This window comes from Microbacterium sp. UBA1097, from assembly GCF_002313585.1.
Lineage (GTDB): Bacteria > Actinomycetota > Actinomycetes > Actinomycetales > Microbacteriaceae > Microbacterium.
The window spans coordinates 42,293-56,522 of the sequence record NZ_DCBW01000039.1 but is presented as its reverse complement, the minus strand read 5'-3'; the positions used below and the strand labels follow the sequence as shown (position 1 = coordinate 56,522).

Sequence of the window (14,230 nt, the reverse complement as noted above, 5' to 3'; positions counted from 1 at the left end):
GACGCTCAGCTGTCGAGCGTGAGCTCGTCGGGCAACTGGAAGTCGCCGCGCTGGAGTTCCTCGACGTTGACGTCCTTGAAGGTGAGCACGCGCACGGACTTCACGAATCGATCCGCGCGGTAAATGTCCCACACCCACACGTCGTTCATCGTGATCTCGAAGTAGAAGTCGTGCTCCGTGTCCCGGCGAACGACATTGACATCGTTGGCGAGGTAGAAGCGTCGCTCCGTCTCGATCACGTACTGGAACTGGTGTACGACGTCCCGGTACTCGCGATACAGCGCCAGTTCCAGTTCGCGGTCGTAGTCCTCGAAGACCTCGTCATCCATGGTGCTTTCATCCTAGTTCCCGGGATGCGGCAAGCGACCACGGCCAGGCTCCTCCTGGGGCACCTCAGAAGAGCGTCGGAGCTCCAGCGAAGGCCCACGACACCCGATGGTGATCGCTCACCCCGTGCTCGAGGATCGCAGCACGGTGCTCGGGACTCGCGTACCCCTTGTTGCGAACCCACTGGTAGGCGGGCAGGTCGTCGTGGAGACCGACCATGAGGTCGTCTCGGGCGACCTTCGCAATGACGGATGCCGCAGCAGCGCCCGCGCAGTCGCGATCGGCCTTGATCACGGGGCGGACCGTGAGTCGGGGCCCGGCTGCCCGCGAGATGTAGTCGTGGTTCCCGTCGAGGATCACGATCGCGCGCGACAGGTCCACGCCGTGGGCCGTGAGCTCCGCCAGCGCGCGCCTGGCCGCGAGCCCGAGCGCGGGAAGGATGCCGATCTCATCGATCTCGGCCGAGCTCGCCCACCCGACAGCACTGTCGACGACCCAACCAGCGGCGCGTCGAGCCAGCTCCGCACGGCGCGGTTCGGGAATCAGCTTCGAGTCGCGCAACCCCTCGGGAACGCGGCGGCGAGACAGCGCAGCATCTGTCACGGTAGCCCCGACAGCAACCGGCCCTGCAAGAGCGCCGCGACCGACCTCGTCGCACGAGATGACGAGGTCGTACTCGCGCAGCAGCTTCCGCTCCAGGGTGAGGCGCGGGACCGCTCGCGATGCGTTCGTCATCGAGCGTCGGCTCCCTCGCCCGAGGGAACCCCGGCGAAGACCTCACTGTGCGGGTCCAGGAGTCCCCACCGAGCAATCGGCCACGTAATCACGAATGCGCGACCGACGACGTTCTCCATCGGCACGAACCCAGAACCTGGTTGGTCCTGGTTGAATCGAGAATCCTTCGAGTGGTCACGGTTGTCGCCGAGGACCCAGAGGCTCCCGTCGGGAACGACGACATCGAACGGCACAGGATCCGGCGCGCTCTGGCCCGGGTCGAGCTTGACGTATGCCGACTCGTCGATCGGCACGTCGTTGATCGTGATCTGGCCGAGCGCGTTGCAGCACACGACGTGGTCACCGGGGACCCCGATGACCCGCTTGATGAGGTGGTCTTCGGAGTCCGAGACCGAGAGACCGACCAGCGTGAGCAGCCAATCGATGCCCTCGACGAACGGAGACTGTGCCGGGCGCACGCTCGGGGGAAGCCATCCACCCGGGTCCTGGAACACGACGATGTCACCGCGCTGGTACCCGTTCCATCGCGGCGTGAGCTCGTCGACGAGGATGCGGTCGTCGACCTGAAGCGTGTTCTCCATGGAGCTCGACGGGATGTAGAACGAACGGACCAGGAACGTCTTCACCAGAGCCGAAACGACGACGGCGATCAGGATGATGACGAGCACATCGCGCAGGAACACCCAGCCGCCGCGCCGGCCTCCCTCTCGACGCCGCTGCGACCGTGTCACGGGCTCAGCGGGTGCCTCGGCGTCGGAAGTCATGCAGCGATCCAATCCGTCCGCCGTGCTGCGGACGCTCAGATAAGGGTGTCACACGATGGGGCTCCCGGGTGGCGGGCAACACCCAGGGAAGACACGTGTGCCCCGACACCGAGGGGTACCGGGGCACACGTGGAGAGGTGCGGACTCAGTTGTCGCGCTTCTCCTTGATCTTTGCCTTCTTGCCGCGGAGCTCGCGGAGGTAGTAGAGCTTCGCTCGACGCACGTCACCGCGGGTGACGAGCTCGATCTTGTCGATGATCGGGCTGTGCACGGGGAAGGTACGCTCGACGCCCACCTGGAAGCTGATCTTGCGGACGGTGAAGGTCTCGCGCACGCCGTCGCCGGAGCGACCGAGCACGACACCCTGGAAGACCTGGACGCGCGAGCGGCTTCCTTCGACGATGTTCACGTGCACCTTGACGGTGTCGCCGGGGCCGAAAGCGGGGATGTCGCTGCGCAGGGAGGCTGCGTCGACGATATCGAGGGTCTGCATGATCGCTACTCTCTGCGGCCGCCACAGGTCGGTCGCGGGTGGATAGAAAAGGATGAGGCGTGCCGAACCGCGGTCAGGACCGGCGGTGGATTCCCCTGAGGCAGAATCCGTCAAGGCACAAACAGCTATTCTGCCACGACAGCCGCCGCGAACAAAACCGTCAGGAGCCGCGCTGCTGCTCGGTGATGACGATGACCTCGGGGTCCTCGCGGCGCGGCGGAGTCGACGGCGAGGGCGGGATGTATGACACTCCAGACGCGCTACGCAGCGTAGACAGGCCCGGACGTGCTTCGCGCCACAGCTGCCAGAGCATCAGCCAGAAGAGCGAAAGCCCGACGGCGACCGTCAGCAGGAAGACGGGGAACCACCACGCTGCGACGAAGAAGCCCAGCGCGATGGTGAGGGCGTGCCACACCGTGAATCCTGCGACATCCCACCACGACACCGCTCGCTCAGACCGGGCGGTCGGACGCGCGCGGACCAAGAGCGTGAGCACGAGCTGGCCGATGAGTACCGAGGGAATGGCCATGAGCAAGACCCACAGCAACGCCCACGCGCCGGCGTTGAATGCGATCCAGCCGACGAAGAGCCACAACGGCAGCACGAAGGCGGCGGGGATCATCCAGCCGTAATACGCGCGTCGCAGCCACATGCTTCGATGCTACGCCCGGCTCTGGGCCGCGGCATCCGGGGCGCGCGATGCGAGGCATCCTCACAGCCGATCGATAGTAGATCGGACAGAATGGATCGGTCGAGAGGAAACTGATGATCGAGTTGCGCACCCCTGCCGAGATTGAGGCGATGAAACCGGCGGGTCGCTTCGTCGCCGAAGTGCTCGCGACCCTGCGCGATGAGACCCGCGTCGGCACGAACCTCCTCGACATCGACCGCCGAGCGCACGAAATGATCCGCAAGGCGGGCGCCGAGTCGTGCTACATCGACTACCACCCGTCCTTCGGGGCGAGTCCTTTCGGCAAGGTCATCTGCACGTCGATCAATGACGCCGTGCTCCATGGACTTCCCTTCGACTACGCCATCCGAGACGGTGACCTCGTGACGCTCGATTTCGCCGTATCGGTCGACGGCTGGGTCGCCGACTCCGCGGTGTCTTTCGTGGTGGGCACGCCGCGTGACGAGGACCTCGTCCTCATCGACACGACCGAGCGCGCCTTGGACGCCGCGATCGGTGCGGCTGTCGTCGGGAACCGCATCGGCGACATCTCGGCAGCCATCGCCGCCGTCGCTCACGGCGAGGGCCTTTCGATCAACACGGATTTCGGCGGTCATGGCGTGGGGCGCGAGATGCACGGGGACCCGCACGTCCCCAACGATGGCAAACCACACCGGGGCTACCCCCTGCGCGCCGGACTCGTGCTGGCACTCGAACCCTGGTTCTTGCAGTCGACGGACCAGCTGCGAACGGATGCCGACGGCTGGACGCTACGCAGCGCGGACGGCTCGCGCGGGGCTCACTCCGAGCACACGATCGCGATCACGGAGGATGGCCCCGTCATCCTCACCGACCGGAGCTTCCTCGGCGTCAGCTGAGTAGCGACTGCACTCGCGGTCAAGACCCGTCGGAGGCACCGACGCGGTGCACCCGCACGTTGTTCGTCGACCCCGGCGTCCCCGGGGGCGCCCCTGCGGTCATGATCACGACGTCGCCGGGAACCGCCCGACCGGCCTCGATGAGCACCCGGTCGAGCAGTTCGATGAGCCCGTCGGTCGAGGTGGCCCGCGCGACCAGGAACGGCTCCACGCCCCAGCTGAGCGCCAGACGGGACCGGGTTCCCGGCAGATCGGTGAAAGCGAGGATCGGCACGCGGTGGCGAAGCCGCGCCATACGACGGGCTGAGTCGCCGGACTGACTGAACACGCACACGAATTTCGCGTCGACGAAGTCGGCGATCGTCGCGGCAGCGAGGGTCAGAGCGCCGCCCTGCGTCCGAGGCTTCGTGCCGAGCTGAGGTACGCGCTCGAGCCCGGTCTCCTCGGTTGATCTGACGATCCGCGCCATCGTCTCGACCACTGTGACGGGATGCGCACCGACGCTCGTCTCGCCCGAGAGCATCACAGCGTCAGCACCGTCGAGCACGGCGTTGGCGACATCCGAGGTTTCGGCGCGGGTCGGCACCGGATTCTCGATCATCGATTCGAGCATCTGGGTCGCAACGATCACCGGCTTCGCCCAGCGTCGTGCCAGTTCGATCGCCCGCTTCTGCACGATCGGCACGGTTTCCAGCGGCAACTCCACGCCGAGATCGCCCCGCGCGATCATGACACCGTCGAACGCGTCGATGATCTCCTGCAGGTGCTCGACGGCCTCCGGCTTCTCGATCTTCGCGATGATCGGGATGCGGCGATTCTCCTCGGCCATGATGATCCGGGCCCGCTGCGCGTCCTTGGGCGAACGCACGAACGAGAGCGCGATCATGTCGACACCGAGCGCCAGCGCCCAGCGCAGGTCGGCTTCGTCCTTCGCGCTCAGCGCGGGTGCACTGACTGCCACGGCGGGAAGATTGATTCCCTTGTTGTTCGAGACCGCTCCCCCGACGACGACCTCGGTGCGGACCCGGACGCCGTCGGTATCGAGCACTCGCAGGCGCACCTTGCCGTCGTCGATGAGCAGCGTGTCGCCGGCGACGACATCCGAGGCCAGCTGCGGGAACGTGGTCCCGCAGATCTCGCGCGTCCCCTCGACGTCTTCGGTGGTGATCGTGAAGATGTCGCCTGGCTCGAGGTGGTGCGGGCCGTCTGCGAAGCGTCCGAGCCGGATCTTCGGCCCCTGCAGATCCGCGAGGATGCCGACCGCACGCCCCGTGGCGTCAGCCGCGCGGCGCACGTTGGCGTACGACCGCTCGTGAATGTCCCACTCGCCGTGGCTCATGTTCAGCCGCGCGACATCCATCCCCGCGCGAACGAGAGCCTCGATCTGGTCGTATGAGGATGTTGCTGGTCCCAGGGTGGCGACGATCTTGGCGCGGCGCATGGCAACGGTCCCTTCAGCGGGTGACGGACTCTCAGTCTGTCGCGCTGAACCGGCCGGCGGGTTTCTCGCATGTGACAAGTCGGTGACTCCCCACGCTGGCGGAGGGCCGCCTCAGCGGCGCCCGCTCACTCCGGTAGCAGATCAGGGCGGCGCGTCCGGGTGCGCTCGATCTGTTGTTCTGCGCGCCACTGCGCAATCGCACCGTGATTGCCGCTGAGCAGGATGTCGGGCACGGCGCGATCTCGCCAAACGGCGGGCTTCGTGTACGACGGATACTCCAGGAGCCCATTTTCGTGGGACTCCTCGACGATGCTCGCCGGGTTGCCGACCATCCCAGGAATGAGGCGTCCGACGGCTTCGATCATCGCCATGGCCGCCACTTCGCCCCCGTTGAGAACGTAGTCACCGAGGCTTATGAGGCGAACCGAGCCGCGCGCGGAGGCCTCCTCGAACACGCGCTCGTCGATGCCCTCGTACCGTCCGCACCCGAAGACGAGGTGCTCCTCGAGAGCGAGCTCACGCGCGGTCGACTGGCGGAACAGTTCCCCAGCCGGCGACGGGAACACGATCGTCGGCCGAGGTGACGCATCGACTGGAGCGAGTTCGTCCAGCGCCTCGCCCCAGGGTTCGGGCTTCATGACCATCCCGGCACCGCCCCCGTAGGGCGTGTCATCGACGGTGCGGTGACGGTCATGCGTCCACTGACGCAGATCGTGAACGCGGACATCGAGGAGGCCACGCTCGCGAGCCTTGCCGATCAGCGAAACCTCGAGGACGTCGAAGAACCCGGGGAAGATCGTGACGACGTCGATCCGCACGTCAGTTCCCGTCGGTGTCGGCAGCCGGGTCCTCGGGGGAATCGTCAGAGGATGCGGCGGGTTCGGGATCCTCGTCGACGAGCTCCTCGAACAGGCCAGCCGGCGGCGTGACGACGACATACCCCGCAGCGGGATCGACCACCGGAACGATCGCCTTGACGAAGGGCACGAGCACTTCGCTCTCGGCCTCGGTGCGCACGATCAGCAGGTCCTGCGCCGGCAGATGCTCAACGCGGATAACGCGGCCGACGGAGGCGTCACCGCGGCGGACGTCGAGGCCGACGAGCTGGTGATCGAACCAGGCATCCTCTTCCTCGGATGCCGCGTCGGCTGCCTCATCGACCCAGAGGATGGCACGCACGAGGCTCTCTGCGGCGGTCCGATCATCGACACCTTCGAAGAAGGCGACGGGGTGGGAGTTCATCCAGCGGAACTCCCGAACGGTCAACGGCTTGCCGTGCCAGGGCGAGGTGTCGGGAACCTGGAGGGTGAACGTCGCTCCCGGGACAAATCGGCCGTCGGGGTTATCGGTGTAGAGCTCAAGTTTCAGTGCACCCTTCAGCCCGTGCGCCTTCACCAGGCGTCCGACCCGAAGCTGGGTTCCTGCCGAAGGGGGCGGCGCCGGACGCCCGTCCGAATCGACCACGTCAGTCGTCCGCGACGTCAACCCGCACGCGGCGCCCGTCGGCCAGGGCCGAGATCAGGGTGCGGATAGCTTTGGCCGTGCGACCGCCGCGCCCGATGACGCGTCCTCGGTCGTCGGGGTGCACGTGCACCTCGAGCACCTCACCACGTGAGGACTCCGACGAAAGGATACGCACGTCATCCGGGTTGTCGACGATTCCCTTGACGACGTGTTCGAGCGCGGCGGCGAGCACGGATCAGGCTTCTGCGGTCTCGGCCGACTCAGCGGCCTCGGGTGCAGCGTCGGCGTCGGCGTCGGCCGCGGGGGCCTCCTCAGCCTTCTTCTCAGCCTTGGGCTTGATGACCGACTTCTTGGCCGAGTCGGCCTCGAAGGCCTCCTTGGTCTCTGCAGTCTTCAGGGTCGAGGTGGCGTTCTTGTCGCCCTTGAAGGTTCCCCAGTCGCCGGTGATCTTGAGGATGGCACGCACCTGCTCGGTGGGCTGAGCGCCCACGCTCAGCCAGTACTGGGCGCGAGCAGAGTCGACCTCGATGAACGAGGGCTCCTCGGTCGGGTGGTACTTGCCGATCTCTTCGATGACGCGCCCGTCACGCTTGGTGCGCGAGTCTGCGACGACGATGCGGTAGTACGGGGCACGGATCTTACCGAGCCGCTTGAGGCGGATCTTGACAGCCACGATTCTCCTGTGTGGTGGATTCGAACGAACTGATCGCCTGGAGCGTGGGGTGCACACCCGGCGGAAGCTCAGGGGGTGGACGCGCTGGATAGAGGGTCGAGCGCGGTCCGACCCTCTATTCTGCCAGATCCGACCGGATGCCGAGAACCGCGCCGATTGTCGTCCGATGTCGACACACGTCGCCGGTAGCGTGTGAGCCGTGACACGACAAGAGACTGCCCCAGGCGGAGGTGCAGCGTGACGAAGTGGCTCTATCTGATCGGTGCGATCGTGCTGGAGGTGGGCGGCACTCTCTCGCTTCGCCTTTCGGTCGACTCGGCTATCTGGTTCGTCGGCGTCGGGATCGGTTACGTGGGAGCTTTTGCCTGCCTCACGCTCCTGCTGCGGGCCGGTGCGCCCATCGGCCTGACATACGGAGTGTGGGCGGCCTCCGGAGTCGCGCTGACGGCAGTGCTCGCATCGGTGCTGTTCGGGGATCCATTGACGTGGCTCATGAGCCTCGGCATCGTCGTGGTCGTCGCCGGGGTGTTTCTCGTGGAGTTCGGAGCCGGGGCTGCACGCACGGTACCGCGACGGGCGGCGAGTGATCCGGAGGACGCACAGTGATGTGGGTGTACCTCGTGGGCGCCATCGTCTTCGAAGTCACCGGCACGATGTCCCTCCGGGCATCGGAGGGCTTTCGGCGCACCGTCTGGATCGCGCCGGTCATCGCGTCCTACGTCATCGCCTTCACACTGCTGTTCCTGTGTCTTGCCGAGGGGATGCCTGTCGGCGTGGCCTACGGAATCTGGTCGGCTACCGGTGTCGCGTTGACGGCGGTGTTGGCGAAGATTCTGTTCGATGAGCCGTTCACCTGGCTGATGGGCTTGGGGGTCGTGGCGATCGCCGGAGGCGTCCTGCTCATCGAGATCGGCGCTTCCTGATCGTCGATGCACCGGGCCGCAATGGGCGCCCGGTGACACGACGCATGCGAAACTGACGCCATGACGCTCGGCTTTGCGACATCCGCTCGCTCCTCCGTCGGTCTCGAGTGGGAGATCATGCTCGCCGACCGCGGCACGGGTGACCTTGTCGGTCGCGCTCCCGAGATCCTCGACGAGCTCGCGCCAGCAATCGAGCTCGAACGCTTTTCGCTCACGAGCGAGCTGCTCACGAACACGGTCGAGGTGACCAGCGGAATCGGCGCGACAGTGGCCGCCGCCGCCGAAGACATGGTGGACGGCATCCGTGCACTCCGGACGGCGACCGAGCCGCGGGACCTCGACCTGATGTGCGCCGGATCGCACCCCTTCGCGCAGTGGTACGACCAGGAGGTCACCGACAAGACTCGGTACCAGGCGCTCATCGAGCGAACCCAGTGGTGGGGCCGGAACATGATGATCTGGGGCATCCACATCCATGTGGGTGTCGAGGACGTCAACAAGGTCATGCCGCTCATCCGCGCCCTATCGACGTATCTCCCCCACCTTCAGGCGCTGTCGGCGTCGAGTCCTTTCTGGGCTGGCGACCGCACCGGCTACGCGTCGAACCGGGCGCTCGTCTTCCAGCAACTGCCCACCGCGGGACTGCCCTGGCTGCTCGATGACTGGGCAGCGTTCGAGGCCTACCTCGACGACATGGTGCGCACGGGCGTCATGGAGGATGCGACCGAGGTGCGCTGGGACATCCGGCCCGCACCACGCTGGGGCACGATCGAGGTGCGCGCGTGCGACGGGATGTCGACGCTGCCCGAGCTTGCAGCGGTCGCGGCGCTCATCCAGGTGCTGGTGGAGCACTTCTCACGGCGACTCGACGCCGGGGAAGAACTGACCGGCATCCAACCCTGGTTCCTCCGCGAGAACAAGTGGCGGGCGGCCAGGTACGGACTGGATGCCGAGATCATCGTCGACCGGGACGGAACACTCGCGCCAGTTCGTCAGCACCTCCGCGACGTTCTGGATGACCTCGCCGAGATCTCTGTCCAGCTCAAATGCGCCAAGGAATTCGCCGGCGTCGAGAAGATCCTCGCCACCGGTGCCAGCTACGAACGGCAACTGAGGGTGGCGGACGAGAACGGCGGAGACCTGCGAGCAGTCGTGCGTCACCTCGTCACCGAGTTCCGCGACGGGCCGACGCTACGCGATCACCTGAACGCTCTGCGCTAGCGGGGAGATTCACCACGACATCCGGCGTTGACGCTCCCCGGCGCTGCGCGCGTCCCGCTCCTCGGGGCTGAGGCCCGCCTCCGGATCATCGGAGGCTGGTTCCTCAGGCAGCGCGGGATCGGGATGCTCCGCGGTGTCGACGTGCGGCGCAGCGAACCGGGAGGTTCCGTGTTCGGTCTTCTCCCAGTAGTGCGGCCTGGTGATCAGCTGCCACAGCGCCTTGTACGCCGCGATGGAGTGCAGAACCCAGAACACCGGTTTCAAGAGGGCCCAGGGCACGAGCCCGAACAATCCCCGTTTATACGGGCCCATCATGTTCATGTAGATCAGCAGGGAGTAGCCGAGCAAGAAGTTCAAGGCGCTCAACACGATCACGATCGGCGGAACCTCAACGGGAACGACATAGAACGGCAGCGCGAGGGCGAGCACGAGCAGGATCGCGAACGGGATGACGCTGAGGAACGTGAACGGCGTGCCTGCGATCAGCAGAGCGAACGCTGCGAAGCGCCGCAGGCCGATCCGACGGATCAGCGCGATGGGCTGCCTCGAGTGCACCAGAGCGGATTGCATGTATCCCTTGATCCATCGGCTGCGCTGTTTGATGAACTGCGGGACCCGCGAGGTCGCCTCCTCCATCGTCGTGGCATCGACGACACCGACCCGATAGCCCAGTGCGCTGGCGCGGATGCCGAGGTCGGCATCCTCGGTGACGTTGTACGGGTCCCATCCCCCGAGGCGTCGAAGCGCCGTCATCCGGAAGTGATTGGACGTTCCACCGAGCGGGATCGGAAGGTCGGAGTCCTCGAGACCCATGAGCATGTAGTCGAACCACGCCCCGTACTCGAGCGTGAACAGACGCGTGAGGGCGTTCTCCCGCGCGTTGAAGTAGTTGAGCGAGGCCTGCACGACGGCTGTCGATTCATCGGTTCGCGAGAACACGATGACCGCCTTCTTCAGCTGGTCGGGCTCGGGCGCATCCTCGGCATCGAAGATCACGAGGAAGTCCCCCCGTGCCAGCTCGAGGCCGACGTTGCACGCGCGGGGCTTGGTCTGCGGCACCCCGGCCGGAACCGGAACGACGATGAAGTGCTCCGGGACTACTGACCGAGCGATCGTCGCACGGGTTGCGTCGTCGCCCTCCTCGACGAGGATCAGCACCTCGAGGCGGTCGCGCGGATAGTCCAGGCGACCGAGATTGGTCATGAGCTGCGCGACGACCTTCTCTTCGCGAAAGACCGGCACCAGCACGGTGTAGAACGGCAGCTCGTCTTCGTCGAGCATCGCCAGTTCGAACTGCGACACCTTGTTCACGAGGTCGTAGCGGGATCCCCGGAAGGCCACGACGAACTTGAACAGCACGCTGGCCAGGAAGAAGAGATTGATGGCAGCGAGGATGACGACGAGTGTCGCGCCGGTCAGCAAGAGTGCACCGAGCACGGCGACGCTCGCCGCGATCGCGAACCCGATGACCTGGCCTCGGGAGAGCACGGTGCGTGCCGAGCGCACCGGATTGGCATTTGCGAGACCATCTGCCGCCTCGGCAGCGAACTCTGCCGCGAACACCTCGATCACGGCATCGACGATGAACTGCTGGCTCACCGGAACCACCTCGATCGGTGCGCCGAGATCGTCTGCGATCGCTTCCCCCTGCGCGGGGTTCAACTCGCGAGACGCCCCGACCAGGATCGTGCCGTCCTCACCGGCCGCGAGCGGAATCCACCCTTCACGGGCGTACACCGCGCGAAAGCCGACATCCAGGAGGCTCACATCGATGTCCGTCATCCGTCGCCCCCGCCAGACGGAACCGAACCGAAACCGGTGAAGACGACCGACCACTCCTGGGCTTCGGGAAGTCGCGAGGCGACCACCCACCCGACGATGCCGACGAGAACGGAACACATCACGACGATCGCCGCATGCTGGGCTGGCGATTCGGTCGGAAGGATGGTGACCGAGATGTGCACCAGCAGATAGGCGAGCGCTGCAGCGGCGATCAGCGGGGAACCCACCAGCACACCCGCCAGAGCACCCACCGCGATCAAGAGCATCATGACGCCCGAGCGCGCGAATCCGAACACTCCCGCGGTTATCGCCACAACAAGCACGGGCGCGAGATACAGCATGAGCGGCTCGCTGAGCGGATCCGAGACCAGCGCCTCGATCGCGCGGGCGGCACTTGTCGCATCGGTGCGGAGAAAAGTGAGCGGTCCCGAGCCGATGATCACGCCGGCGAGGGCGAGCGCGACAGTGACCGCGACGGTGGGAAAGGCCACGATCACCGCGTTCGCCGCCCGGGCCTGTGGGCGGGAGTGGATGAGAAGAGTACCCACGATCGCCACGGTGAGAACGAGTGGGATGGCCCGTACGTCGGTCATCGCCGCTGCCCCGAGCAACAGCCCTGCACGAAATCCCGCCTGGGTGTTGGCGAGATTCTCAAAACGCACGATGTCGATGAGTCCGAAGCCGAAAAGGACGACGGCGCCGAACATTGTGATGTCGGTTGCCGCGAGCAGAACGAACACCGGCGAGATCAGCAGCGAGACCAGGACGACGAGACGGATGATGCCATGCAGCCCGCGGCGGAACATCGCCTGGTCAAGACCCTGGAGGAAGAAACCTCCCAGCAGCGCTCCGCCGAGCGCGAGGAGTAACTCCGACGGGAGGACCAGGGCCGGCAGCGCGCCCAGCGGCGGCGAGAACGTCGTCAAGAGCTGGCTGACCTGCTCCGTCGCGCACGCGGGACAGCAGCGCCTGATTGGCCGTGTCGTGCCACGGTTCGGGAGCCAGCAGCGCGTAGCGCACGACGACGACGATCAGCGGGAGAGCGAGCACTCCCCGCATCGCCCAGCGCAGCCATGTGCGCCGAGGGTAGGGCGGGAGCACGCCCGCGGGGCTCTCGAGAAAGCGCGGCACATCACGGTCGAACAGGTGCTGACCGCTGAGCACGGACATTCTCGGTTCCGCTCGCCGGGGAAGACAGATGACGTGCGGATTGTAGCGAACGCCCCGGTCCCGCGGCGAGAGTTCAGCTGCGCAATGTCAGCGCGCGGGCGTCAGTTCTTTCCGAGCATTTTCTGGAGTTCAGCAAGGTCGGCCTCGGTCGGAGCCTGCTGCCCGCCGCCCAGGCCGAAGCCCGAACCGGTGGGTGTCGCGTTCTGCGTCGCGAGACCGGCGTTTTCGGCAGCGCGCTTCGCGGGGTTGCCCGATCGGGAACCCTGGCGTGCTTTCTGCGCCTTGGACTGCTTGCCGCGCTTGGCTGACGCACCGGGCCGACCGCCGCCGGGAACCGGACCCATGCCGGGGATGTTGGGAACACCGCCGCGCGCGACGGTCTTCATCATCTTGGCCGCCTGATCGAACCGCTGCACGAGCTGATTGACATCGGTGACCGTCATCCCCGCACCGCGCGCGATACGCAGGCGCCGCGATCCGTTGAGGATCTTCGGGTTGCGCCGCTCGCCGGGCGTCATCGACCGGATGATGGCCTCGGTGCGATCGATCTCGCGCTCATCGAAGTCGTCGAGCTGCTGCTTCATCTGGCCCATGCCCGGAAGCATCCCGAGCATCTTCTTCATCGAGCCCATCTTCTTGAGCTGCTGCATCTGCTCGAGGAAGTCCTCGAGCGTGAACTGCTCAGTCGCGAGCTTCTCGGCCATCTTGGCCGCTTCGGCCTCATCGAAGGCGCTCTGCGCCTGTTCGATGAGGGTGAGGATGTCACCGAGATCGAGGATCCGGCTCGCCATCCGGTCGGGGTGGAAAGGCTCGACGTCGTCCAGCCCTTCGCCCGTGGACGCGAAAATGATGGGGCGACCGGTGACCGATGCCACAGACAGGGCGGCGCCACCGCGTGCGTCGCCATCGAGTTTGGAGAGGACAACTCCCGTGAAGTCGACGCCCTCCTGGAAAGCCTTCGCGGTGTTGACGGCGTCCTGGCCGATCATCGCGTCGATGACGAACAGCACCTCGTCGGGGTCAGTCGCCTTCCGGATGTCGGCAGCCTGCTTCATCAGCTCGGCATCCACACCCAGCCGACCTGCGGTGTCGATGATGACGATGTCGTGCTGCTTCTGCTTCGCGTACTCGACGCCATCCTTGGCGACTTTCACGGGGTTTCCGACGCCGTTGCCGGGCTCGGGCGCGTAGATCGCGGCTCCGGCCCGCTCGGCGACGACCTGGAGCTGGTTCACGGCATTGGGGCGCTGCAGGTCACAGGCCACAAGAAGCGGTGTATGACCGTCCTTCTCGAGCATCTTCGCGAGCTTGCCCGCGAAGGTCGTCTTTCCCGACCCCTGCAGGCCCGCCAGCATGATGACAGTCGGAGCCGTTTTGGCGAATTGCAGTCGCCGCTGCTGCCCGCCGAGGATGCCGATCAGCTCCTCGTTGACGATCTGGACGACCTGCTGGGCCGGGTTGAGGGCACGGTTGACCTCGTCGCCGAGCGCGCGCTCTCGCACCTTCGCGGTGAACTCCTTGACGACAGGGAGCGCGACGTCGGCATCCAGAAGTGCGCGCCGGATTTCGCGGACGGTCCCATCGACGTCCGCGGGCGTGAGCTTGCCCTTGGTGCGGAGGTTGCGGAAGGTTTCGGTAAGGCGATCCGAGAGCGTGCCGAAGGTTGCCATGATCGTCCGATTCTACGTG

Annotated in this window: 17 protein-coding genes; 4 read left to right on the top strand and 13 right to left on the bottom strand. The window is 66.1% G+C overall.

Annotation, left to right across the window (positions count from 1 at the left end; all coding sequences use genetic code 11):
• Window positions 1-5: 5 nt before the first annotated feature.
• From B4F19_RS09890 to B4F19_RS09870, 5 genes are all read right to left on the bottom strand, one after another.
• On the bottom strand, window positions 6-329 hold the full coding sequence (locus B4F19_RS09890) for a DUF2469 family protein (RefSeq protein ID WP_195691615.1): 324 nt from the start codon (window positions 327-329) through the stop codon (window positions 6-8).
• A gap of 64 nt (window positions 330-393) precedes the next feature.
• Window positions 394-1,062, bottom strand: coding sequence for a ribonuclease HII (locus B4F19_RS09885; RefSeq protein ID WP_228178154.1), 669 nt, complete (start codon window positions 1,060-1,062; stop codon window positions 394-396).
• Window positions 1,059-1,826, bottom strand: coding sequence for a signal peptidase I (gene lepB / locus B4F19_RS09880; protein ID WP_228178153.1), 768 nt, complete (start codon window positions 1,824-1,826; stop codon window positions 1,059-1,061). Before lepB ends, B4F19_RS09885 begins: the two co-directional genes overlap by 4 nt.
• A gap of 145 nt (window positions 1,827-1,971) precedes the next feature.
• On the bottom strand, window positions 1,972-2,319 hold the full coding sequence (gene rplS, locus B4F19_RS09875; protein ID WP_228178152.1) for a 50S ribosomal protein L19: 348 nt from the start codon (window positions 2,317-2,319) through the stop codon (window positions 1,972-1,974).
• A gap of 160 nt (window positions 2,320-2,479) precedes the next feature.
• Complete coding sequence (locus B4F19_RS09870; protein ID WP_228178151.1) at window positions 2,480-2,971, bottom strand: MFS transporter permease; 492 nt, start codon at window positions 2,969-2,971, stop codon at window positions 2,480-2,482.
• Between the two features lie 113 nt (window positions 2,972-3,084).
• On the opposite strand from B4F19_RS09870, the gene map reads away from it, so the two are divergent.
• Window positions 3,085-3,867 carry a type I methionyl aminopeptidase gene (gene map / locus B4F19_RS09865; RefSeq protein ID WP_228178150.1) on the top strand — a complete coding sequence of 261 codons (783 nt, stop codon included), beginning with the start codon at window positions 3,085-3,087 and terminating at the stop codon, window positions 3,865-3,867.
• A gap of 19 nt (window positions 3,868-3,886) precedes the next feature.
• On the opposite strand, the gene pyk is transcribed toward map, so the two are convergent.
• The 5 genes from pyk to rpsP form a co-directional block, all read right to left on the bottom strand.
• Entirely contained in the window at window positions 3,887-5,308 is a 1,422-nt protein-coding gene (gene pyk / locus B4F19_RS09860; RefSeq protein ID WP_228178149.1) for a pyruvate kinase, read from the bottom strand.
• Between the two features lie 125 nt (window positions 5,309-5,433).
• Window positions 5,434-6,126 (bottom strand): tRNA (guanosine(37)-N1)-methyltransferase TrmD, encoded by a 693-nt coding sequence (trmD, locus tag B4F19_RS09855; RefSeq protein ID WP_292726150.1) that lies wholly within the window; start codon window positions 6,124-6,126, stop codon window positions 5,434-5,436.
• Window position 6,127: 1 nt separating this feature from the next.
• The gene (gene rimM, locus B4F19_RS09850) at window positions 6,128-6,772 is read right to left on the bottom strand and encodes a ribosome maturation factor RimM (protein ID WP_292726148.1); all 645 of its coding nucleotides are present in this window, start codon (window positions 6,770-6,772) and stop codon (window positions 6,128-6,130) included.
• A gap of 1 nt (window position 6,773) precedes the next feature.
• Entirely contained in the window at window positions 6,774-7,004 is a 231-nt protein-coding gene (locus tag B4F19_RS09845) for an RNA-binding protein (protein ID WP_228178146.1), read from the bottom strand.
• Window positions 7,005-7,007: 3 nt separating this feature from the next.
• A complete protein-coding gene (gene rpsP, locus B4F19_RS09840) occupies window positions 7,008-7,445 on the bottom strand; it encodes a 30S ribosomal protein S16 (protein WP_228178145.1) in 438 nt (145 codons plus the stop codon).
• A gap of 237 nt (window positions 7,446-7,682) precedes the next feature.
• Here rpsP and B4F19_RS09835 point away from each other — a divergent pair, with 237 nt between their 5' ends.
• Genes B4F19_RS09835 through B4F19_RS09825 form a run of 3 tightly spaced genes read left to right on the top strand, consistent with a single transcriptional unit; the run spans window position 7,683 to window position 9,589 of the window.
• Entirely contained in the window at window positions 7,683-8,051 is a 369-nt protein-coding gene (locus B4F19_RS09835) for a DMT family transporter (RefSeq protein ID WP_228178144.1), read from the top strand.
• On the top strand, window positions 8,048-8,368 hold the full coding sequence (locus B4F19_RS09830) for a DMT family transporter (protein ID WP_228178143.1): 321 nt from the start codon (window positions 8,048-8,050) through the stop codon (window positions 8,366-8,368). The genes B4F19_RS09835 and B4F19_RS09830 overlap by 4 nt, the downstream gene beginning before the upstream one ends.
• A 60-nt stretch (window positions 8,369-8,428) precedes the next feature.
• Window positions 8,429-9,589, top strand: a complete 1,161-nt coding sequence (locus B4F19_RS09825) for a glutamate--cysteine ligase (protein WP_292734537.1) — start codon at window positions 8,429-8,431, stop codon at window positions 9,587-9,589.
• A 9-nt stretch (window positions 9,590-9,598) separates the two neighbouring features.
• On the opposite strand, the gene B4F19_RS09820 is transcribed toward B4F19_RS09825, so the two are convergent.
• From B4F19_RS09820 to ffh, 3 genes are all read right to left on the bottom strand, one after another.
• Entirely contained in the window at window positions 9,599-11,371 is a 1,773-nt protein-coding gene (locus tag B4F19_RS09820) for a glycosyltransferase (protein WP_292726143.1), read from the bottom strand.
• Complete coding sequence (locus B4F19_RS09815) at window positions 11,368-12,297, bottom strand: hypothetical protein (RefSeq protein WP_292734534.1); 930 nt, start codon at window positions 12,295-12,297, stop codon at window positions 11,368-11,370. The genes B4F19_RS09820 and B4F19_RS09815 overlap by 4 nt, the downstream gene beginning before the upstream one ends.
• Before the next feature lie 345 nt (window positions 12,298-12,642).
• Window positions 12,643-14,211 (bottom strand): signal recognition particle protein, encoded by a 1,569-nt coding sequence (gene ffh / locus B4F19_RS09810; RefSeq protein WP_228178139.1) that lies wholly within the window; start codon window positions 14,209-14,211, stop codon window positions 12,643-12,645.
• Window positions 14,212-14,230 lie beyond the last annotated feature (19 nt).

Bases quoted from the DNA above. Each gene is read 5' to 3' on its own strand.
- B4F19_RS09890 (WP_195691615.1), bottom strand. From the start codon at position 329: ATGGATGACGAGGTCTTCGAGGACTACGACCGCGAACTGGAACTGGCG.
- B4F19_RS09885 (WP_228178154.1), bottom strand. From the start codon at position 1,062: ATGACGAACGCATCGCGAGCGGTCCCGCGCCTCACCCTGGAGCGGAAG.
- lepB (WP_228178153.1), bottom strand. From the start codon at position 1,826: ATGACTTCCGACGCCGAGGCACCCGCTGAGCCCGTGACACGGTCGCAG.
- rplS (WP_228178152.1), bottom strand. From the start codon at position 2,319: ATGCAGACCCTCGATATCGTCGACGCAGCCTCCCTGCGCAGCGACATC.
- B4F19_RS09870 (WP_228178151.1), bottom strand. From the start codon at position 2,971: ATGTGGCTGCGACGCGCGTATTACGGCTGGATGATCCCCGCCGCCTTC.
- map (WP_228178150.1), top strand. From the start codon at position 3,085: ATGATCGAGTTGCGCACCCCTGCCGAGATTGAGGCGATGAAACCGGCG.
- pyk (WP_228178149.1), bottom strand. From the start codon at position 5,308: ATGCGCCGCGCCAAGATCGTCGCCACCCTGGGACCAGCAACATCCTCA.
- B4F19_RS09825 (WP_292734537.1), top strand. From the start codon at position 8,429: ATGACGCTCGGCTTTGCGACATCCGCTCGCTCCTCCGTCGGTCTCGAG.
- B4F19_RS09820 (WP_292726143.1), bottom strand. From the start codon at position 11,371: ATGACGGACATCGATGTGAGCCTCCTGGATGTCGGCTTTCGCGCGGTG.
- ffh (WP_228178139.1), bottom strand. From the start codon at position 14,211: ATGGCAACCTTCGGCACGCTCTCGGATCGCCTTACCGAAACCTTCCGC.